Source organism: Algibacter sp. AS12, from assembly GCF_046736315.1.
GTDB classification, from domain to species: domain Bacteria; phylum Bacteroidota; class Bacteroidia; order Flavobacteriales; family Flavobacteriaceae; genus Algibacter_B; species Algibacter_B amylolyticus.
In genome coordinates, this window is record NZ_CP151841.1 from 1,666,325 (window position 1) to 1,687,601 (window position 21,277).

13 protein-coding genes and 1 pseudogene are annotated in these 21,277 nt (G+C 33.0%); all 14 read left to right on the top strand.

Annotated elements, in window-relative coordinates:
• The 14 genes and pseudogenes from AAFN75_RS06965 to galK all read left to right on the top strand — a co-directional run bounded on the left by AAFN75_RS06965 (position 1) and on the right by galK (position 21,275).
• A complete protein-coding gene (locus AAFN75_RS06965; protein WP_411808879.1) occupies positions 1-843 on the top strand; it encodes an alpha/beta hydrolase family protein in 843 nt (280 codons plus the stop codon).
• 207 nt (positions 844-1,050) lie between these two features.
• Positions 1,051-2,268, top strand: coding sequence for a phage integrase SAM-like domain-containing protein (locus AAFN75_RS06970; RefSeq protein WP_411808880.1), 1,218 nt, complete (start codon positions 1,051-1,053; stop codon positions 2,266-2,268).
• Positions 2,269-2,411: 143 nt separating this feature from the next.
• Positions 2,412-3,203, top strand: coding sequence for a type IV toxin-antitoxin system AbiEi family antitoxin (locus AAFN75_RS06975; protein WP_411808881.1), 792 nt, complete (start codon positions 2,412-2,414; stop codon positions 3,201-3,203).
• Positions 3,200-3,994 (top strand): annotated as a pseudogene (locus AAFN75_RS06980) (nucleotidyl transferase AbiEii/AbiGii toxin family protein). Before AAFN75_RS06975 ends, AAFN75_RS06980 begins: the two are co-directional and overlap by 4 nt.
• Positions 3,995-4,158: 164 nt before the next feature.
• On the top strand, positions 4,159-5,175 hold the full coding sequence (locus AAFN75_RS06985) for a GntR family transcriptional regulator (protein ID WP_411808882.1): 1,017 nt from the start codon (positions 4,159-4,161) through the stop codon (positions 5,173-5,175).
• A gap of 194 nt (positions 5,176-5,369) precedes the next feature.
• Entirely contained in the window at positions 5,370-8,384 is a 3,015-nt protein-coding gene (locus AAFN75_RS06990) for a SusC/RagA family TonB-linked outer membrane protein (protein ID WP_411808883.1), read from the top strand.
• A gap of 12 nt (positions 8,385-8,396) precedes the next feature.
• Positions 8,397-10,004 (top strand): RagB/SusD family nutrient uptake outer membrane protein, encoded by a 1,608-nt coding sequence (locus AAFN75_RS06995; protein WP_411808884.1) that lies wholly within the window; start codon positions 8,397-8,399, stop codon positions 10,002-10,004.
• Between the two features lie 135 nt (positions 10,005-10,139).
• Positions 10,140-11,909 carry a glycoside hydrolase family 36 protein gene (locus tag AAFN75_RS07000; RefSeq protein ID WP_411808885.1) on the top strand — a complete coding sequence of 590 codons (1,770 nt, stop codon included), beginning with the start codon at positions 10,140-10,142 and terminating at the stop codon, positions 11,907-11,909.
• A gap of 5 nt (positions 11,910-11,914) precedes the next feature.
• Entirely contained in the window at positions 11,915-13,570 is a 1,656-nt protein-coding gene (locus tag AAFN75_RS07005) for a solute:sodium symporter family transporter (RefSeq protein ID WP_411808886.1), read from the top strand.
• A gap of 12 nt (positions 13,571-13,582) precedes the next feature.
• The gene (gene glpK, locus AAFN75_RS07010; protein WP_411808887.1) at positions 13,583-15,064 is read left to right on the top strand and encodes a glycerol kinase GlpK; all 1,482 of its coding nucleotides are present in this window, start codon (positions 13,583-13,585) and stop codon (positions 15,062-15,064) included.
• 10 nt (positions 15,065-15,074) lie between these two features.
• Positions 15,075-16,751 (top strand): FAD-dependent oxidoreductase, encoded by a 1,677-nt coding sequence (locus tag AAFN75_RS07015; protein ID WP_411808888.1) that lies wholly within the window; start codon positions 15,075-15,077, stop codon positions 16,749-16,751.
• 16 nt (positions 16,752-16,767) lie between these two features.
• Positions 16,768-20,082, top strand: a complete 3,315-nt coding sequence (locus AAFN75_RS07020) for a VCBS repeat-containing protein (protein WP_411808889.1) — start codon at positions 16,768-16,770, stop codon at positions 20,080-20,082.
• 43 nt (positions 20,083-20,125) lie between these two features.
• Entirely contained in the window at positions 20,126-20,308 is a 183-nt protein-coding gene (locus AAFN75_RS07025; protein WP_411808890.1) for a galactokinase family protein, read from the top strand.
• On the top strand, positions 20,283-21,275 hold the full coding sequence (gene galK / locus AAFN75_RS07030; RefSeq protein ID WP_411808891.1) for a galactokinase: 993 nt from the start codon (positions 20,283-20,285) through the stop codon (positions 21,273-21,275). The genes AAFN75_RS07025 and galK overlap by 26 nt, the downstream gene beginning before the upstream one ends.
• Positions 21,276-21,277: the final 2 nt, after the last annotated feature.

Genomic DNA, 21,277 nt, shown 5'->3' on the forward strand with positions numbered 1-21,277 from the left:
ATGAATATTACAAAAAACAGTGTCATTCCTGGAAAACACGACAAACCTATTGTTGCTGATGTTTTTTACACTAAAAACAAGACACAAAAACCATTGGTTATATTTTGTCATGGGTACAAAGGTTTTAAAGATTGGGGGCCTTGGGATTTAATGGCGGAAGCGTTTGCAAACGCAGGCTTCTTTTTTATAAAGTTTAATTTTTCATATAATGGTGGAACGGTAGAGCAACCTATAGATTTTCCTGATTTAGAAGCCTTCGGGAATAATAACTATACTAAAGAGTTAGATGATCTCGAATCGGTTATCGATTGGATAAGTAATCATACCAAATATCAACCAGAAATTAATATAGATTATATTAGTTTAATTGGACACAGTAGAGCTGGAGGTATTGTAACTATAAAGGCTGAAGAAGACAATCGAATTAAAAAGGTAATAAGTCTTGCTGGTGTTTGCGATTTTGGAAAAAGGACATCTACCATTGGAAATTTAGAAGAATGGAAAAGAGAGGGTGTTAAATACGTTTTAAATGGCCGTACCAAACAACAAATGCCTCACTTTTATCAGTTTTATGAAAATTTTGTAGCCAACGAACATCGATTAACTATTAAACGTGCGGTTTCAAATTTAAAAATACCGTATTTAATCATTCATGGCGATGCCGACACAAGTGTTTTAATTGATGAAGCTTATAATCTTAATAATTGGAATTCTAATAGCCTTCTAGAAATTATTGAAAGCGCTAATCATGTTTTTGGAGGGTCCCATCCTTGGCCAAAAGATAACTTACCAAAGGCGTTAAAAGAAGCGTTAATTATAAGTATTCAGTTTTTAAATAATTAAAACTAACGCTTTGTGGTGGAGAAGATCGGATTCGAACCGACGACCTCTTGACTGCCAGAGTTACGAACAGCAATTCAACCAGAATCAAAACACCTCATACTATATTGATAACCAGTAATTTAATTAATTTTAGCTCTATTTGATATCAAATAAAATCAATGGTTTGCGTGCAAATTGCGTGCAAATTTTTTTTTACCTTTGAGTATCATGAGCACTAATTTAAAACTTTCTTTAGATACCCGTAGAAGTAAAAAAGATAACTCCTTTCCTGTTATTTTAAGGTTAAGTCATTTTCGGAAAACCACTTCCATAAGTCTCGGTCATTCTGTAGAATTAAAATATTGGGACGAGCATAGTGAAAAAATTAAAAAATCATTTGGCAGTACTATTACGGTAAGAAAGTTAAATAATAAATTATTAAAAGCAAAAATTCGAGCTATAGATATCATTGACAAATTAAATGAAAAAGAAGAGCTTAATTATCTGTCTATTTTACAGTTAAAAAATAAAATAACTAAAAAAGTTACTTTTATTTCGTTTTTTGAGTACAGTAATAGCATCATTGAAGACCTTAAAAAGGTTGAACGTTATGGTAATGCAAACTCATACTATGCTGTAATCAAAATATTGGAAAAATTTAATAAGGGTAATGACTTAAAATTTAATGAAGTTAATTACGAGTTTCTTAAAAAATTTGAGGAATTCCATTATTCAAGAGGAAATTCCACCAACGGTCTAGCTGTTTATATGAAAACAATAAGAGCCATTTATAATAAAGCCATTAAAGCTGGAATTATCTCAAAAGATGCCTATCCATTTACAAATTATAGAATAAAAACAACACCAACCGAAAAAAGGGCTCTTGAAATCAACAGTATAAAATCAATAATGCTGTTACATTTAAAAGAAACCGACAGTCTATTTCATTACCGAAACTACTTTTTAACATCCTATATGCTTTATGGCATTTCATTTATTGATATGGCATTTCTGAAGCTTGAAAACATCTTGGATGAACGGGTAAAATTCTTCAGAAGAAAAACATCCAAACCCTATGATATAAAAATTACCCCTCAACTAAAAGAGATACTTACTGTTTACATTAAAAATAAGGATAAATCCGATTTTATATTTCCAATTATCAAAAGAGACACATACGAACTTCAATACAAAGATGTATTATGGGCTCGCAAAAGATATAATAGTGGGTTAAAGAAAATTGCCAAAAAATGTAATATTGACCAACGCCTAACATCTTATGTATCTCGCCATAGTTTTGCTACTCAAGCCATGTTACAAAATGTTCCGTTACAAGCCATTTCATCAATGCTTGGACATAATCGACTAACAACCACTCAAATTTATCTTAAATCTTTGCCTAGTGAGGTATTGGATGATTATAATAAAAAGTTGGTAGAGATATAGGGTTGACCAAACTAAATCATGTAGCTGTTTGCGTGTTCTTAATTTATATGAATGATATAATTTTTGAGAAAAAGTAAAATTATTTTAGTAAAAATTCGAGATTATTAGTAATAATTTCTAAATTGCTCGCAAAAATACTAAGATTGTATTTATCAGATTTCATAAAAGAACGCCTTTCTCTTGAGGAATACTCCTTTTCAAAGGATGAGCTCCACATGGTTAGTCAAAAGGACAAATCCAATTTAACCACCGACTTATCTTATCTAACCAAGAAGGGAGAAATAATTGCTTTAAGAAAAGGTTTTTATTTGATAATACCTCCAAGATATTCTAAACTTGGAAAACTGCCCATAGATCTCTATGTAGAGAAATTATTTAAATTTATTGATAGGCCATATTACCTAGGGTTATATTCAGCCGCAAGATTGCATGGAGCTGGTCATCAACAAATTCAGCGAGATTATATAATTATTTCTACCCCTACGCTATTAAATATAAAGAAAGGAGCTTTAGATTTAAAGTTTTTGACAACTTCCAACTGGCCAAAAAGGAATGTAATTAATAAAAAATCGGATGCTGGAAACTTTAAAATTTCAGATCCAGTACTAACGGCGGTAGACCTTATTCATTATCAAACAAAATTAGGAGGTTTAAACAGAATGTTAGCCGTTCTTGAAGAATTAATGGAAGAGATTAGCCTATCAGATTTAAAAGACCTATTAACATGGTACCCACATAAAAGTACGTTGCAGCGCTTAGGGTTTTTATTGGAAGAACTTCAGGCAGATGCTCAATTAAAAGAACTTCTATTAAAACATTTAAAATCAACCAACTATTTCCCAGTATTACTAAGTCCAAAATCAAAAGAAAAGCCTGGAGCAGTTAACAATATATGGAAAGTAGATATTAATATTAAATTAGAAAACGATATATGATTCCTAGACCAGATATAGCCAAATGGCAAGAACATGCACCTTGGAAACAGTTTGCTCAGGTAGAACAAGACTTGGTTATAAGGCGTACTTTAATAGCTATTTTTTCTGATGATTTTCTTAAAGAAAATCTGGCTTTCAGAGGAGGAACTGCTTTGCATAAATTATATTTAAATCCTGCTCCAAGGTATTCCGAAGATATTGATTTGGTTCAAACTAAACCAGGGCCTATAAAACCAATAATGAAACGCCTCCAAGAAGTCATTACTTTTTTAGAAGAACCTAGAAATACTAAAATTGGTGGTCATGGCGCAAAGGCTATGTATAGGTTCAATTCTTAATATGAAGACATACGGTTAAGGTTAAAATTAGAAATAAACTGCAAAGAACATTTTAATGTGCTCGATTGGGTAGATTTCCCTTTCAAGGTTGAAAGTGAATGGTTTTCAGGAAAAACAGAAATAAAAACATACAACATAAATGAACTCTTGGGAACTAAACTAAGAGCTCTTTATCAACGCAGTAAAGGTCGAGATTTATTTGATTTGGATTATTCCAGATTAAATATAGAGCTAGATTTAGATCAAATCATTCATTGCTTTAAAGAGTACATAACCTTTGCCACAGGAAACAGACCTCCAAGTAAAAAGGAATTTTTATTAAATATCGAAGAAAAAGAAAATGACCCAAATTTCACAGGCGATATGGAGGCTTTATTGAGGCCAGAAATAAAATATGACCAAAAAGCAGCTTTTGAGTGGATGAAAGCTGTATTGATTCAAAAAATGAAATAAAAATATTCAGTAGTATCTTTTCTCATTTATTATTCAATAATTATAATCTTTATTTAAAAATATAATATTGTGATATTATAGATTTGGGAACAATATTTACTAATTTCTTTTTTCTATCAATTAAATATTATGATGTATTTTGCGCATAATTTTCAATTCATCTTATGAAAATACTTTTTGATAAAATAAACGAATTAAAAAACGTAAAACCTTTAACCAAACATGAACGCTTAGTTAATGCTATTATAAATGTCATAGAAGCTAAAGAATTAAAAAAAGGAGATAGGTTGCCTTCTATAAATAAAATGGTTGCTAATGTTGGTTACGCACGTAAAACCATTGTAAGAGCCTATGAAGAATTAAAAGGAAGAGGTATTGTAGAATCCAAAAACTTTAAGGGCTACTATATTGCTGACGTGAATACTGGTACAAAGCTTAGAGTGGCACTTGTACTATATGCGTTCCATTCGTTTCAAGAAGAGTTTTATAATACGTTTAGGGAAGAATTAGGGAAAAAATATATTATAAATGTATTTTTCCATCATAACAATATTGATGTTTTTAAGGATATATTGACAAGAATTTCTGGTAGGTACGGCATGTATGTTATTGCTCCTATTCAAGTTCCCGAAATAAGTAACATTTTAAATACCATTCCAGCAGAAAAATTACTGATTATTGATAGGTATCTTTCTATGCCTTCTAATTATTCTTATATAACTCAGGAGTTCGAAAATTCAACTTACAATCAATTAAAGAATCTACTTCCAGCAATTAAAAAATATGATGAGTTTATTCTTTTTTATAGAAAAGATTCTGATTACCCAAAAGGCATTCTCAAAGCATTTAGCAAGTTTATTAAAGATTTTAAAATTAATGGACGAGTTAAAGAAAGTTACACTAAAAACAGCATAGAAGAAGGCACACTATACTTTTTTATTGATGACACCAACTTATGGGAAGTATTAAGAGATACTAAACGAAAAGGATATGAGGTGGGGGCCGATATTGGTGTTTTGGCGCACAACGATACTACTATAAAAGAAATTATTTTTGGTGGTATTACTACAATTTCTACAGATTTTAACAAAATGGCGAGAGAATCAGCTAAATATGTTAAAACTGGTGATCAAATTCACGAAATCATATCATCAGAGCTATTTCAAAGAAACTCATTATAGTAACAAAACAGTGCTTTTTCAAAGCATTTCATAAAAAAAATAGCATTTTTTTTTCATTTTCATTTTTTTATTGGACTTTTTATATATATTTGTAAAGTAGCATACAGTAGCACAATTATGTTAATTTATAAAAGTAGCACACTGTATCATACTAAATTAACAACTAAAATTAAGTAACATTAAACAATTATCTTATGAAAAAAAGTTTATTAAGATTGTTATTTTGCTTAGCATTAACCTTACAGGGGTTCACTGCTTATGCACAAACAATAACCGTTTCAGGAACGGTTTCGGATAGTGAATTTCCACTACCTGGAGTTAACATTATAGTAAAAGGTACATCAAAAGGCGCCACCACAGATTTTGATGGAAATTTTTCTATTTCGGATGTAAACTCCAACGATGTTCTTGTTATTAGCTATGTTGGCTATAAAACACAAGAGGTAGTCATAGGAGGAAAAACAACACTTAAAATAACTATGGTAGAAGATGCCGCTTCTTTAGATGAAGTCGTTATCGTAGGTTATGGTACAACAAATAAAAGAGAACTTACTGGCTCTATTGGTACTATAAAAGGAGATGCAATTGCTACAACGGTAGCGGGTAATCCAACTTCAGCATTACAAGGTAAACTTACAGGTATACAAGTAGAAAACCCAGGAGGACAACCAGGAGCTAAAGGAAACGTATTTATTCGTGGTGTAAATTCTTTAAGTAACGCAGATCCATTATATATTGTTGATGGTTTGTTTGTTGATGACATGAGTTATGTTAATCCATTAGATATTGAAAACATTTCGGTTCTAAAAGATGCTGCTGCAGCTGCAATTTATGGTTCTAGAGCAGCCAATGGGGTCGTTTTAATAAAAACAAATCACGGTAGAAAAAACAGAGATTTAGAAGTTACTTTTAATTCTAGAATAGGTTTTGATACACCAAGTAAAAAATTAGATTTTATAAACGGAGAACAATATACAAGTTACTTAAATCAACGTTTTGCAAATGATGGAAGTTCTACAACTGTATCTTCTAATGGTGTGAATACAGATTGGCAAGATGAAAACTTACAAAGTGGAATCATTGAAGATTACGGCTTTTCTATCTCTGGAGGTGGTGAGAAATCTTCTTACTTTTCTTCGATCAACTACTTTAATCAAGATGGTATATTAGTAGGTTCTGGGTTTAAAAGATTAAATGCTAGATTTAACAGCACGCACGAGTTTGGTAAATTCAAATTGACTCAATCTTTAGGATTGGCTGAAGGAAAATTACAAGAAAACAACTGGTATGGTTTTGATGGGACAACAGCACCAACTGTAGCTTTAAGAAACGCAACTAACGATGGTGGTTTTGAAGCTCCATCATCAGCTATTCAAGGGCCTGGTGGTGTAAATCAATTTGCATTAGCAACTTTAGAAGATAATTTAGAAACAACCCGCACACTTTTTGCTAGTCTTAAATTAGATTATGAGATTACTGAAGAATTATCTGCGGGTATTAATTTAGGTGTGGATTATACAACTCAAAAGCGTTTTCAATTTACACCAACATATTTTATGAGTACGGTTGATGCCGTAAGAAATGTGAATGATTTAAATGACCTTACTGAATTTAATCAAGAAGATGTTAACCTTTTATTCGAGCCAACGCTATCTTATAATAAAACGTTTAATGATGTTCATAAAGTATCAGTAGTTTTAGGACATACCCGTTTTATTGAAAATCAAAAAAGTAGTGGAATCTATGGCCAAGGAACGCCTGCAAATAGTATTCGAGTTGTTGGTGCTTTACCTTCAAACGACCAAACCATACTATTAGGTCAAGATAATGAAGCTGGTTTAATATCTTATTTTGGTAGATTAAATTATAACTATAATGATAAATATTTATTTTCAGGAACTTTAAGACGTGATGCATCTTCAAGATTTGCAAAAGCGAACCAAGTAGGTTACTTTCCTGCTGTTTCTGCAGCTTGGAATATTTCTAATGAAGATTTTTGGAAATCTGAAACTATAAATTTCTTTAAGTTAAGAGTGTCTTATGGTGAATTAGGATCTTATCCTGATGTATTTTATCCAACTCAAGCAGTATTCTTAGCAAACCAATCAAATACAAGTTTTGGTGGTGGAATCGCTAATGGATTAGCACAAACAACTTTAGCAGATGATAGTTTAGTTTGGGAAACCACAAAAACATTTGATATTGGTTTAGATATGTCATTATTAAACAGTGCTATTACACTTTCAGCAGATTATTATTCAAAAGATGTTGAAGATGCTCTTGTGCCAATTAGTATTCCCTCTACAGCAGGTGTTAGTTTACCTGTAACAAGAAATGCTGGAACATTGGTAAATAATGGATTTGAATTTGATGTTACTTACAGAAAATCTGAAGGTGATTTTACTTATAACGTAGGTACAAACTTCTCTTTCAATCTTAAAAATGAAGCAAAAGATATTCCTGCAACAATATTAGGTCCAGGAATTGATGAAGATTTACGTGTTGTTAATAGAACTGAAGCTAATGGTCCTGTCGGAGCGTTTTACGGTTACATTGTTGAAGATAAAGTTGATCCTGCAACAGGAGATTTTATACGAGTAGATACTGATGGTGTAGCTGGCATAACTTCCGACGATCAAACTATTATCGGTAATCCAACACCAGATTTTACATATGGTCTTAATTTTAATGGAAAATACAAAAATTTCGATATTGCTTTAAACTTTAATGGTGTTTCTGGTAACGAAATTTATAACTTAAGTAGATATTATAATATCTTATGGCAAGATGGTGGTAAGTTAACCGATGTGCTAAACTCTTGGACACCTACTAATACGGACACCAGTATTCCAAGAGCTTCTGTTGATGATCCTGCAGGAAATAAAGCACCTTCATCTTTCTTCGTAGAAAACGGGTCTTATTTCAGACTTAAAAACATGGAAGTTGGATACAATTTTGGTGAAAACGCACTTGGTGTAGACTGGATTAAAAGCGTAAGGTTATCATTAAACGTTCAAAATGTTTTTGTTATTACAGATTACTCTGGTTACGATCCAGATGTGGCATCAACAAATAGTGGTAGAGCCAATATCAACTCTGGTGTACCAGGTGTACGATCAAATGTAAATCCTTTACTTGGTAGAGGTTTAGATCAAAGAGCATATCCAAATGCAAGAACATTCATGTTAGGTTTACAAGCTAAGTTTTAAAAAATATAGATTATGAAAAATTTAATAAAAACAAAGTCCTCATTAGGCATAATAGCGGCAACGTTATTAATGACAATTGGTGTTGCTTGTTCTGATGATATATTAGAGCAAAATAATAACAATGCTACATCAACAGCAAATTTTGGTACTTCTGTAGAGCAAGTAGAAGCTGCAATAAATGGTGCATTTCATCCTATTACAGGAACCTTTTTCTGGGGTAGAATTGTTCATACGGGTGCTATGTTGCGTTCAGATGAGTTTAATGTATTTCCTTTTGGATCTAATACAGCTATGTCCACTTTACAAGGAAACCCTGGAGACCGTTGGGCAACAGAACCTTGGCAAGAACTTTACAAATCTATTGCTAGATGTAACAACATCATTATTAATGTTACAGAAGAAGGGATTTCAGACACAACAACTAGAGAGAACTTAGTTGGGCAAGCTTATTTTTTAAGAGCATTTAATTATTGGTATTTATTAAACTTATATGGGAATGTGCCTTTAATTACAGATTTACCAAATTTGGATAATCTTTTAGTAGAACAAGCGACTTCTGATGCTGTTTGGACTCAAATTATTTCAGATTTAGAAATGGCTGAAAGCATGTTACCTGATAGCTGGACTGGAGATAATTTAGGAAGACCTACATCTGGTGCTGCAACGGCCCTAAAAGGAAAAAGTTACTTATACATGAAACAATATGGACCTGCAGCAACTGCTTTAGGTACTTTAGTAGGGCAATATAGTTTATTGCCAGCTGCTCAATTTGGAGACAATTTCTCTACAACAAATGAAAATAATAGTGAATCTGTTTTTGAATTACAATATTTAGGACAAGACACATTTATTTGGGGTACAGATATTCCTGGTACTGGTAGTATGGGTAATTATCATATTGATTATGCGCCACCTGCAAAATCTCCAGATAAAGGGCACGTAGTAAATCCATGGTTAAAAAAGCTTTTTGAAGATAACGGTGATATAGCGCGTAGAGATGCAACTTTAGCATATGATTATGCTGGTTCTACGGGTTATGGCAATTTACCTTTTGCAATAGATTTTTCCACTAATAATGCAGATGACGAGAATGACATTCAAATCGCTACTGATGCAGGTGTTGAACCTATATTTTCAAGAAAATATTCTGGAATGGAATTAGGCTCTAGAGAAGATGTTGACTTTTTAGGAACAAATGTTGGAAATAACTGGAGAGTAATCCGATATGCTGATGTATTGTTAATGCTTGCAGAAGCTTTAAACGAAGACAATCAGACAGGTTTAGCGATACCTTATTTAAATGAAGTTAGACAAAGACCTGGATCTGGTTTAGCAGCTACTACAGCAACAAATCAAGCAGAAGTAAGACAAGCTATTATAGACGAGCGTGCTATGGAATTAGCAGGAGAAGGACACCGTTTCTTCGACTTAGTAAGATGGGGATTAGCTGATGATTACCTTGGTTCCACGTCTTTACACGTCACTAACGGGTCGCAAACATATCACCCAAAGTCATTAAGTGGTGGGACTTTCGAGAACGGAAAACATGAATTAATCTGGATTCCAAATTCTGAGAGGGATTCAAATCCTAACCTTAACCAAAACCCTGGTTATAATTAATAATAAAAAAAATTGATTTAGTTTAGTTTGATTTTTTGAATAAAGACCGAGTTTTAGTTTGACCCGGTTTTTACTCAAATCAATATTACAAACTATGTAATAAACATTTAATTAATCGCCAATTACAATTGATAAATGAAGCACATTGTCGACACTACATCTAAAAAAGACATCACCATTAAAAGTGGTTGTAACAATTTCAAAACTGAAATAACTACCATTTCTAAAGATTCAAATGTGTCTTTATATAATATTCAAATCACTTCTGATACTCCAAAAAAGCCTGAGCCAATAACGCTTAAATGGAAAATTCCAGCACATAATGTAAAAGGTGTTTGGAAACCAACTACCGATTTTGCTAAACGTATACAAGCAGATTGGGAAATGGCTGGAATGGAGTCTAGAATTTCTATTGATGCGCCAGTAATTAGTTTATTTGGTCATGATGATAGTAACAGGCATACCTTTGCTTGTTCTAACGCCATAAACAAATTAGAACTTAATGCAGAAATTAGAGAGGAAGATGATTGTTTCTACTGCCATGTTACACTCTTTTTAGAACAACAATCTAAAATAGACAATTACAGCATTCAGTTAAGAATTGATGAAGATGAAAAACACTTTTCTGAAGCTTTAAAGGGTGTGTCAAAATGGTGGGAGAGTTTTGAAAATTTAAAACCAACTTCTGTTCCAGATGTCGCATTGGTACCACTTTATTCTACTTGGTACAATTTTCATCAAACTTTAGAAGAAAATGTGCTTATTGAAGAATGCAAACTTGCTTATAATTTAGGTTATAAAGCTATAATTATTGATGATGGTTGGCAAACCAATGATGGTAATAGAGGCTATGATTTTACAGGCGATTGGGAACCTGAACGTCTATATAAAACTAAAGAATTTGTTGCATCTGTTCATGCTACAGGGATGAAAATTGGATTTTGGTATTCAGTACCCTTCTGTGGAAAAAAATCAAAAGCATACAAACGTTTTAAAGGTAAATTTTTAACTGAAAATCATCGCTGGGCACCAGTTTTTGACCCTCGCTACCCTGAAGTTAGAGCGTACCTTATCAATATTTATAAAAACGCATTAGTTGACTGGAATTTAGATGGTTTTAAACTAGATTTTATTGATGACTTCAGGTTGTATGTTGATACACCAAAAGTTAATGATGACATGGATTTTATTTCCATAAATGCGGCAGTAGATAAATTATTAACAGACGTTATTACCACTTTAAAAAAGATTAATCCTGAAGTTTTTATTGAGTTCAGACAAAAATATGTAGGTCCAGCAATGCGAAAATATGGCAACATGTTTCGTGCATTTGATTGTCCTGGAGATGCGACTATGAATCGCGTTAGAATTGCAGATATTAGAATGTTAGCAGGAAATACCGCTGTGCACTCAGATATGATTACATGGCATAATAATGAGCAATTAGAAGTAGCTGCTTTACAAATGGTAAATACCCTTTTTGGGGTTCCACAAATTTCAGTAATTCTTAAAGATATTCCTAAAGACCATCTAAAAATGGTAAAGTTTTATACTGAATATTGGAATGCAAACAAAAAATTAATCACTCAAGGTCATTTTACACCTTACAGACCTTTGGCTAATTATCCTATTCAAAAAGTAAGTAATAGTGAAAAACTTCTTGTTGGTTTGCATGACGACCATGTTGTTCAACTAGATGAATCATTTAACAGTATTGATATTTTAAATGCAAAATTATCAGAAAGTGTTATTATTAAAATTGATGCTGATTTTGGAAACTTTAATTGCCGTATTTTTAATTGCAAAGGAGATTTAGTAAATAAAAAAGACTTAAAACTAAACAAAGGTGTTATGGAAATTAATGTTCCAGCCTGTGGTTTAGTACAATTAACTTTAAAAAAATAAAAACCATGGATACGCTATCAATTGTTTCATTTCTTGGATTTACATTATTGGTGGCTTTTATTGCTTGGTATGCAACCCGTAAAACTGATGAAAATTCAGCGGATGGATATTACCTTGGAGGAAGAAGTTTGGGATACGTAACCATTGCAGGTTCTTTGCTTTTAACTAATCTATCTGCGGAACAAATTGTTGGGCTTAACGGACAATCGTTTGCTCAAGGAGTTTTAGTAATGGCATGGGAAACCTTGGCAGCCATTTCCATGATTGTTACAGCCATTTATTTATTACCAAAATACATGCGCTCAGGCATTACTACCATACCCGAATTTATTCAGGAACGTTTTGATGCACAAACAAAATCAATTCTATCTATATTATTTTTAGTAGCATTTGGTGTGGTATTGCTACCAACCATTTTATACTCTGGCTCTTTAGCATTTAGTACCATGTTCGCTTTACCTGAAACTTTAGGTATCTCACAGTCTGCAGTTATTTGGATTTGTGTGTTGTCTATTGGAATTATTGGTTCTATTTATGCTATTTTTGGTGGACTAAAAGCCGTAGCTGTATCAGATTTAGTAAATGCTATTGGCTTATTAATTGGAGGTCTTTTAATCCCAGTTTTTGGTTTAATGCTTATTGGAGATGGTAGTATTTCAGATGGATTAAGCGAATTATGGACTGAAAACCCAGATAAATTCAATGCCAAAGGAGAAATAGATTCTTTTATTCCTTTCAGTACAATTTTTACAGGAATGATGATTGCTCAAATGTATTATTGGGGTACGAATCAATCTATTTTACAACGTGTTTTCGGTGCTAAAAGTTTAGCAGACGGACAAAAAGGAATGATATTAGCAGGATTTGTAAAATTCTTAATACCGATTATTGTGGTATTGCCAGGTATTATTGCGTGGCATATTTTCGGAAACGATTTGGCTAATGCAGATCAAGCATATCCAGCTTTGGTTAGAAAAGTACTACCCGGAGCCTTTTTAGGGTTTTTCGCAGCTGTATTATTTGGGGCGGTTTTAAGCTCTTTCAATAGTTTATTAAATAGTAGTTCAACATTGTTTGGTGTAGATTTATACCGCCAATATTTTAATAAAGATGCTTCTGAACTTAAAATGGTAAAAGCAGGTAAAGCATTTGGCCTTTTATTAGCAATCATTTCAATGGCTATTGCACCATTTATAGCGAATGCTCCAGATGGTTTATTCTCATACATTCAAGAATCTTTAGGAAGTTTAAGTGTGCCAATTTTAGCGGTTGTTGCTGTTGGTATGGCTACCAAAAACGTACCAGCTTTGGGTGCAAAAATTGTATTAACTGTTGGCGTATTGATGTATCTAATAAGTCAGTTTGTATTGAGTCCGCATTTTGTTGATGCCGCTTTAGCTGAAGCTGCTGCAAACGGAATTACAGATGCAAAACAACTAGGTATTATAAAAGCAAAAGCATACCCACACTTCTTACATATTATGGGTATTCTGTTTGTTATCAATGTTGGTTTCATGTTGATAATGGGTAAACTATATCCAAATAAAAATGTTTATAAACCAAAGATTACAGAAGAAATCGACATTACACCATGGAAATATGCTAAAGTTGTAGGAATAGCTATCACTCTTTTAGTATTAAGCACTTATTTGATTTTTTAAATTGAAAAAGAAATGAACAATAAATATGTCATAGCATTCGATCAAGGTACAACAAGTACAAGAACCATTGTTTTTGATGAAAAAGGAACTATTGTATCAATTGCTCAAAAAGAATTAAAACAATACTATCCGCAATCTGGATGGGTAGAGCATGATCCTTTGGAAATATATAAAGACCAATTTGATACTTTCAATCAAGCGGTAACAGAATCAGGAATTAATCCAGAGGAAATTGCATCAATAGGTATTACAAATCAACGAGAAACTACGGTTGTTTGGGATAAAGAAACAGGAGAACCCATTCACAATGCTATTGTGTGGTTGGACAAACGAACCACAGGTATTTGTAAAGATTTAGAAAAAAAAGGGCTTTCAAATTACATCAAAAAAAATACAGGATTAGTTATAGATTCTTATTTCTCAGGTACCAAACTAAAATGGATTTTGGGTAATGTTGAAGGGGCTCAAGAAAAAGCTGAAGCTGGAAAATTAATGTTTGGAACTATTGACAGTTGGCTCATCTATAAATTCACAAATGGAAAAAAACATGTTACGGATCATACCAACGCATCCCGTACCATGATTTACAATATTAAAAAATTGGATTGGGACGAAAGATTACTGGACGAATTAAACATTCCAAAATCTTTATTACCAAAAGTACAAACATCATCTTCAGATTTTGGGACAATAGATTATAAAGGAATTCAAATTCCTATTTATGGAGTAGCAGGCGATCAACAAGCATCCTTATTTGGACAAGGAGGATTTGAAGCTGGTATTGCAAAAAGTACATATGGCACGGGCTGTTTCATTTTGTTGAATACAGGTGGAAAACAGGTAAAATCAAAAAAAGGATTACTTACTACATTAACTTGTAGTTTAGACTCCGAGCCTGTAAACTATGCTTTAGAAGGTAGTGTTTTTGCTGGAGGAGCTTCCATTCAATGGCTTAGAGATCGAATGAAAATTATAAAAAAAGCAAGCGATACCGAAGCAATTTGCACCAGTATTCCGCCATTAAAAAACATCTACGTAGTGCCTGCCTTTGCGGGTCTGGGTGCGCCACATTGGGATGGAAAAGCAAAAGGCAGTATATATGGCATGACCTTAGATACAGGAAGAGAAGAATTGATTAAAGCTACTGTTGAAGCCTTAGCGTATCAAACCAAAGATGTTATTGGCGCTATGGAAAAAGATAGCAAGAAAAAAATAGTAACTTTAAAGGTAGATGGTGGAGCTAGTGCGAATAACTACTTAATGCAATTTCAAGCAGACCTTTTAAACGTTGAAGTTGACAGGCCAAAAATGATAGAAGTTACTGCTTTTGGAGCTGCGCTCTTAGCCGGTATAAAAGCAGGCGTTTGGACAAAAAGTGATATTGCTCTAATTAGAGAAATTGATACTATTTTCAGTCCAAAAATGGAAGAAAAAATAAGAAAAAGAAAATACAAAGGCTGGAAAAAAGCGATAAAAAGAACAAAAAGAAAGTAAGTTGGAGGTGATGGAAAAAAACATAGAGTTATCAGTTTTAAATAGAGCAGAGCAAATCGAAAAGTTACAAACAACAAAATTTGATTTAGCTATAATTGGTGGTGGTGTTACAGGTGCAGGAATAGCTTTGGATGCCGCTTCACGTGGTTTAAAGGTATGTCTTGTAGAAAAGAATGATTTTGCATCAGGAACCAGTAATAAATCTACAAAACTAATTCATGGCGGGTTGCGGTACCTCAAACAATTTGAGATTGGTTTGGTAAGGGAATCTGGTTCTGAACGCGCGATCGTGCATAAATTAGCACCACATTTAGTTATTCCAGAAAAAATGTTATTGCCTTTAGTAGAAGGCGGAACTTATGGGAAAATGATGACTTCCATCGGCCTGAAAGTTTACGATTTTTTAGCTGATGTAAAAGGTGATGATAGACGACGAATGCTAAATAAGGAAGAAACATTAGCAAAAGAATCTTTACTTAATGAAGATGTTATTTTGGGAGGCGGACTTTATGCAGAATACAGAACAGATGATGCTCGTTTAACCATTGAAATATTAAAAAAAGCAGCTTCTTTTGGAGCAACCATAATTAATTATTGTGAAATGGAATCATTTAATTATGATGATGATTCTAAAATTAAAAGTCTAAATTGTAAAGACAACAATACGGGAAATACTTTCAAAATAAAAGCAAGAAATTATGTGTCTGCAGCAGGTCCATGGGTCGATAAATTACGAACCAAAGACCATTCTATGAACAACAAATACTTGCACTTAACCAAAGGGGTTCATATTGTATTTCCTTATGAAAATTTACCGGTAAAACAACCCCTTTATTTTGACGTGCCAGACGGTAGAATGATTTTTGCAATTCCAAGAGGACGTGCCACTTATGTTGGTACGACAGACACCAATTACTCAGGAAATTTAGAGCGTGTCGTAGCAACTAAAAAAGATGCAGAATATCTATTAAATGCCATAAATAAAACATTTCCTAACGTTAACCTTAATATTGATGACATTGAATCAAACTGGGCTGGCTTAAGACCATTGATTCATGAAGAGGATAAAGACCCTTCAGAATTGTCAAGAAAAGATGAGTTATTCATTTCAGAAAGCGGATTAATTTCGATAGCTGGAGGAAAACTTACGGGGTATCGAAGAATGGCAGAGCGTGTGATTGAAGCGGTTTTAAAAACCATGAAAAGTAAGCATAAGAAAAATTTAAAGAAGTCTGATACCGAAAAAATTTCTTTGGTTTCTCCCTCACTTGAAAGCTCCAATGAAGTAAAAATTTATCAAAAAGAGTTGGAAATAAAATTTTTAGAGCTGGGCATTTCTGACACTTATCATGCTTGGTATTTATGTACCACATATGGCAAACAGGCTGATGTTATCATTGAAAAATCCAAAGTTTTTGAAAATAAAGAGGCTTTAGAGCGTTTGATAAGAGCCGAACTTTGGTACTGTATGCATCATGAAATGACAAATAGCTTAACTGATTTCTTTGTGAGGCGCACAGGAAGGCTATATTTCGATATTCCAAGCGTGAAAAAGTATATGAAAATCATTTCCGATGACTGTGCAAATTATTTAAATTGGGACACAAAACGTATGGCTTCTGAAAAAGAAAAAATGGAATTACTTTTACAAGATGCGACAACATATTACAAGGAAGAATTTGAATAAAATATAGAATAATAGCATGAAAAATAGAGTATTAAAATTAGTAACTTGTTTAGCTTTATTGATGCTTTTTTTCAATTGTGAAAAAGAAGAAAAAACAACCGCTTCAAAAACAATTTTTGAAACTCTTGATGCTTCAATTTCTGGCATTGACTTTTCAAACACACTTATAGAAAACGATAGTTTAAACTATTTTACCTACTCCTATTTATATATGGGAGGAGGCGTAGCTGTTGGCGATATTAATAACGATGGTTTAAAGGACATCTTCTTTACCGGAAATCAAGTTTCTAATAAATTGTACCTAAACAAAGGCAATCTTAAATTTGAAGATGTTACTCAAAACGCTGGTGTTTCAGGAGATAACAGATGGTACACAGGTGTAACTATGGCCGATGTAAATGCCGATGGTTATTTGGATATTTATTGCTCTGTCGCTGGGAAATTCAACCCTAAAGAAAATCAGTTATTCATAAACAATCAGGACGGTACATTTACTGAAAAAGCCAAAGAATATGGTTTGGCAGACATTGGAAATAGCGTACAAGCTACTTTTTTTGATTATGATAAAGATGGCGATTTAGATGTGTATGTAGCCAACTATCCAATTACAAAATTTAACGCATCGGTGTACGTTTACGAACAAAAAATGAAAACTGTAAATCATACTGAAACCGATCATCTATATAGAAATGATGGCGATATATTCACTGATGTTACAGAAAAAGTAGGCGTAAAAAGTTTTGGCTTAACACTAAGTGCTACAGTGGGTGACTTGAATAACGACTCTTGGCCAGATATTTATATTTCAAACGACTTTGCTTCTCCTGATTATTTATACATGAATAATCAAGACGGTACATTTAGAGAAGTTGTAAAAGAAGTTACATCGCATACAGCATTTTATGGTATGGGTGTTGACATAGCCGATTTTAATAACGACGGGAACTTAGATGTTTTTCAAGTAGATATGGATGCCAAAACCAATAAGCGTAAAAAAGCGAATATGGCAGGGATGAATCCTGACTTATTTTGGGGGGTTGTAGATGCTGGTTTTCATTACCAATACATGCAAAATTGTTTACAAATGAATACAGGTATTTTTGAAAATGATAATCCGTTTTTTTCAAACGTATCTAGAATAACAGGCGTATCGTCTACTGACTGGAGTTGGGGGCCTCTTTTTGCTGATTTTGATAACGATGGTTTAAAAGATTTATTCGTATCAAACGGTACACGTCGAGAAGTTAACAACCGTGATTTCTTTAATCAGATTGATGATGCTTTTAGTATTGATAGTGACAAGACATTGGAGATGAGTTTAAAAATTCCTTCTGAAAGAATTGATAATTTCATCTATAAAAATAAGGGAAATTTAAAGTTTGAACAAGCTAATAAAGATTGGGGTATTGAGTTTAAAGGCTTTTCGAATGGAGTGGCTTATGCCGATTTAGATAATGATGGCGATTTAGAAATCATTACCAATAATATTGATGATTATGCATCGGTTTTTGAAAACAAAAGTTCTAATTCTAACAATTATTTAACCATTAAATTTGAAGGAACTCCAAAAAACAAATTCGGATTAGGGAATCGGGTTTTCGCAACAACTAATGGTAATACTCAAATGCAAGAACTCACTTTAACAAGAGGGTTTCAATCATCCGTAGCACCAGAATTACATTTTGGTTTCAATCAATCTAAAAAAATTGACCAATTAAAAGTTGTTTGGACAGATGGTAAAACTCAAATATTAAATAACGTTTCGACAAATCAAGAGTTGGTTCTAAAATATTTGGATGCACAATATCTTTCTAATGTAAATCCAAAAAAATCAAAACAACTATTTACTTCTGAAGTTAACACTATTTTTCCACCTCATAAGCATTCAGAAAACACTTTTGATGATTTTAAGTACCAAGTACTTCTTCCACATAAAATGTCGAGTTTTGGTCCTGCTCTAGCGGTTGGCGATTTAAATAATGATGGTTTAGACGATTATTTTGTTGGAGGTTCTTTCAACAGAACAGGAAGTTTGTTTTTTCAAACTGAAAATGGTTTTAAGAAGCAGGACGAACAATTTCTTGAACCTGATAAGTTAAGTGAAGATATAGGGGCTTTAATTTTTGATGCCGATAATGATGGGGATAACGATTTATATGTGGTAAGTGGTGGCTATGAGTTTTCACCACAATCTAAAATGCTTCAAGACAGATTGTATATTAATGATGGGAACGGTAATTTATCAAAAGCCAATCCTTCGGTTTTACCTGAAATGATTTCAAGTGGTTCTAAAGTTTACAATCTTGATTATAATAAAGACGGTAAACAAGATTTGTTGGTTTTAGGCAGACAAATTCCGGGAAATTATCCAGCACCAGCTAGTAGTTATTTACTTGAAAATAAATCTGAAAAGGGTATTTCAAAATTTGAAGATGTAACCCAGACACGCGCTAATCCTTTTAAAAACCTAGGTATGGCAACCAGCGCTGTAATTACCGATTTTAATAATGACACTTGGCAAGACATTATTATTGTTGGTGAATGGATGCCGATTCGAGTTTTTAAAAATACCAAAACTGGTTTTGAAGAGGTTTCTGAAGAATTAGATTTGACAAACGATACTACAGGTTGGTGGTGGAGCATTAATGAAGGTGATTTTGATAATGATGGCGATATGGATTACATAGTAGGAAATAATGGTTTAAACTACAAATACAAAGCTACAGAAGATGAAACCTTTGACATTTATATAAACGATTTCGATCACGACAATAAAAAAGACATTGTTTTAAGTTACTATAACGAAGGGAAGCAATACCCCGTAAGAGGACGTGAATGTTCGTCTCAACAAATTCCTCAAATAAAAGAGAAATTTAAAAATTATGAAACCTTTTCTAATGCCACATTGGTAGATGTTTACGAAGAAAAATCTCTGGAATCAGCTTTACATTATCAAGTAAAATCGTTTGCTAGTGTGTATTTAGAAAATAAGGATGGTAAATTCATCATTCATGAATTACCAGCAGAAGCACAACTATCAAGCATCAATAAAATTCTGGTTGATGATTATGACAATGATGGGGCCTTGGATGCAATTATCGTAGGGAATCTATTTGCTTCTGAAGTAGAAACTCCAAGAAACGATGCAGGTTACGGTTTGTTCCTAAAAGGAAAGAACAACGGCTCTTTTATAGCTAAGCAAGCTTCGGAAAGTGGTTTTTTTGCTCATGGAGACGTAAAAGACATGAATATAATTACAGTAGAAAATCAAGCTTACATCATCTTAGCAATAAATAATGATAACTTGAAATTTGTAAAAATTAAGAAATAGCAAATAACATCTAAGGACAGACTTACATATAATCATTTCTAAAATGCAAGAATCATTAATTCAGAACGTTAAAGTAAATTTTATCAATACATTCAAAACAGAACCTTTATTATTTTTTTCACCAGGAAGAATAAATATTATAGGCGAGCATACCGATTATAACGATGGTTTTGTGTTTCCTGCAGCCGTAGATAAAGGTATTGCAGCAGCCATTCAAAAAAATTGAGGCCAACTATTCTACTGCTTATGCTTTAGACATGGATAGTAAAATAGAGTTTCAGTTAGACAATTTAAAACCATCTTCTTTAGGAAGTTGGGAAAATTATGTGCTTGGTGTGGTCGCAGAAATTCAAAACAAAAATAAAGTTATTGCAAACTTTAATATCGTTTTTACTGGTAATATTCCAGGTGGAGCTGGTATGTCATCTTCTGCTGCATTAGAAAATAGTGTGGTTTTTGGGTTAAACGAAATATTTAACTTGGGTCTTACCAAGCTTGAGATGATTCTCATTTCGCAAAAGGCAGAGCATAATTATGTAGGTGTTAAGTGTGGTATTATGGATCAATTCGCAAGTATGTTTGGTGTAAAAAACAATGCTTTACTTTTGGATTGCAGAACGGTGGAATCTAAATCTTATGAAATAGATTTTAAAGATCATCAGCTCATGCTTATCAATACTAATGTAAAACATAGCTTGTCTGATAGTGCTTATAACGACAGACGATCGGCTTGTGAAAGTATTGCAGACTTATTAGGTATTAAAGCTTTAAGAGATGCCATAGAAAATGATTTAGAAGGTATTAAAGATGAAGTCACTCCCGAAAACTATCAAAAAGCCCTTTATGTTGTTCAAGAAAATCAGAGAGTCTTAAAAGCGGCCAAAGCTATTGAAGAAAACGACTTAGAAGCTTTAGGAGCATTAATCTACAAATCGCATAACGGGTTACAACATCAATATAAAGTAAGTTGTGAAGAGTTAGACTTTCTTGTAGATCAAGCAAAATTAAACACGCATGTATTGGGAGCCAGAATGATGGGTGGTGGTTTTGGCGGTTGCACTATTAATTTAGTAGGAAAAGATGAAGCTAAAACTTTTGCTGAAACAGCCTATAAAGCGTGTAAAAATAAATTCAATAAAGACTGTTCTGTCTATTTTATAGAACTTTCTGAAGGAACACACATAGTAAAATAATA

Bases quoted from the DNA above. Each gene is read 5' to 3' on its own strand.
- AAFN75_RS06965 (WP_411808879.1), top strand. From the start codon at position 1: ATGAATATTACAAAAAACAGTGTCATTCCTGGAAAACACGACAAACCT.
- AAFN75_RS06970 (WP_411808880.1), top strand. From the start codon at position 1,051: ATGAGCACTAATTTAAAACTTTCTTTAGATACCCGTAGAAGTAAAAAA.
- AAFN75_RS06985 (WP_411808882.1), top strand. From the start codon at position 4,159: ATGAAAATACTTTTTGATAAAATAAACGAATTAAAAAACGTAAAACCT.
- AAFN75_RS06990 (WP_411808883.1), top strand. From the start codon at position 5,370: ATGAAAAAAAGTTTATTAAGATTGTTATTTTGCTTAGCATTAACCTTA.
- AAFN75_RS06995 (WP_411808884.1), top strand. From the start codon at position 8,397: ATGAAAAATTTAATAAAAACAAAGTCCTCATTAGGCATAATAGCGGCA.
- AAFN75_RS07000 (WP_411808885.1), top strand. From the start codon at position 10,140: ATGAAGCACATTGTCGACACTACATCTAAAAAAGACATCACCATTAAA.
- AAFN75_RS07005 (WP_411808886.1), top strand. From the start codon at position 11,915: ATGGATACGCTATCAATTGTTTCATTTCTTGGATTTACATTATTGGTG.
- glpK (WP_411808887.1), top strand. From the start codon at position 13,583: ATGAACAATAAATATGTCATAGCATTCGATCAAGGTACAACAAGTACA.
- AAFN75_RS07015 (WP_411808888.1), top strand. From the start codon at position 15,075: ATGGAAAAAAACATAGAGTTATCAGTTTTAAATAGAGCAGAGCAAATC.
- AAFN75_RS07020 (WP_411808889.1), top strand. From the start codon at position 16,768: ATGAAAAATAGAGTATTAAAATTAGTAACTTGTTTAGCTTTATTGATG.
- AAFN75_RS07025 (WP_411808890.1), top strand. From the start codon at position 20,126: ATGCAAGAATCATTAATTCAGAACGTTAAAGTAAATTTTATCAATACA.